This is a genomic window from Hydrotalea flava (assembly GCF_001623405.1).
GTDB lineage: Bacteria > Bacteroidota > Bacteroidia > Chitinophagales > Chitinophagaceae > Hydrotalea > Hydrotalea flava.
This window is the reverse complement of sequence record NZ_LUHG01000071.1, coordinates 1-1,255: the sequence shown is the minus strand read 5'-3', so window position 1 is coordinate 1,255 and position 1,255 is coordinate 1. Positions and strand designations below refer to the sequence as shown.

The following is a 1,255-nucleotide window of genomic DNA, read 5'->3' as shown; positions in this document are numbered from 1 at the left end:
GCTGTGCGTACCCCTATTTTTTGTAAACAATAGCCCTATAGTTTGCTGTATACGGGTTTTAGATAGGCTGCCTCAGGTAATACCAGGCCTATGTATGCCCCGCCTGGGCATGGCTGTTGGGGTATTTATTGTTTTATGGCCATCAGCAACGGTAGGCATGGGTATGTTTGGCCACAAAGCCACTGCAGCATGTGTTGGTACTGAAGGTTTAGCAATAGGCTGGGGCAAATACGCATTTACCAGGCGTTGCACCGCCACGGCCAGTGGCACGCCTTTTTTGAGCCATTGTATTAACCTGCCGGTTAAACGCTGTTGCAAACCCTTTTGCGGAGGCAGTTGCCGGTAAATTTTGCTGGCCATAGGCGAAGCCAGTTTCAGCCATTCGCTGTATTGCCTGAGCTTTTCAAAAGCCGGATCGGTATTAAAGCGTTGTTGATTGATACTTGTTTTGGTACGGACCAGTTGCCGGCCGTTTACCACATAAAAGGTAAGTCCGTTAAATGTACCCGAAATAAACTGATAAGGAATGGTAGCCATACAATATGGTATTTTTTGTATACAATATACTACCCTGCAGCCCCCGTTTCCAAATTTTTCTGCAATTTTTTGCTATTTATTTTGGTAAGGGCATTGCTATTTGCAGTACCTGTTTTACAGCAGTATTTACCGATATAAGTACCCATCAACAGCGTTGCGCAACGCTGTTGACTCGAAGCAGGGTCGAAGCAGGGTGGAAGGAGGTAAGGAGGGTGGTAAGCTGCAAGGGCCAAACTACTTACATGTTTTGATGGAAAAATTTGGTTTTTAAATTAAAAAATAATGTGTACATTTCGTTGAATAAATATTAAAAAATAAAAGCCTCGTAGCGATGTGCGAGAGGTTAGCGAAGATGTATACTGCAGTGCGTGGATAAATGAAAAGGGGTGGATACCGGAACCAATAGCTAAGTTGGCTTTACGAAGCAGGAAAAAAAATATATGTATGTCGCAAAAATGGCTTAACGCAGTGTAAATCAGCAAAAAAATATTTTTATAATTGAATAGAACAGGATGGCAAAAATTTGTATATTAGCGAGTTAGCTGCAATGGTCGACAGACATCAACGCAGTTTGTTCAGTCTTCGGCTGAATGTCCGCTTTAGCTTTTTAATATTACTTTGGTTTTTGTTTTCAGCTGTTTAATGTATTGCAGCTTCAGTTCGGCAGACATTCTCGCCTGTGTTGAGACAAGTTCCCCGGCGACTAAAAAAATGGTGC

At 42.5% G+C, this 1,255-nt stretch carries 1 protein-coding gene; it reads right to left on the bottom strand.

Annotated features, from left to right (window positions below; genetic code table 11):
* Positions 1-72: 72 nt before the first annotated feature.
* Positions 73-537 (bottom strand): hypothetical protein, encoded by a 465-nt coding sequence (locus A0F92_RS07715; RefSeq protein WP_068243853.1) that lies wholly within the window; start codon positions 535-537, stop codon positions 73-75.
* Positions 538-1,255 lie beyond the last annotated feature (718 nt).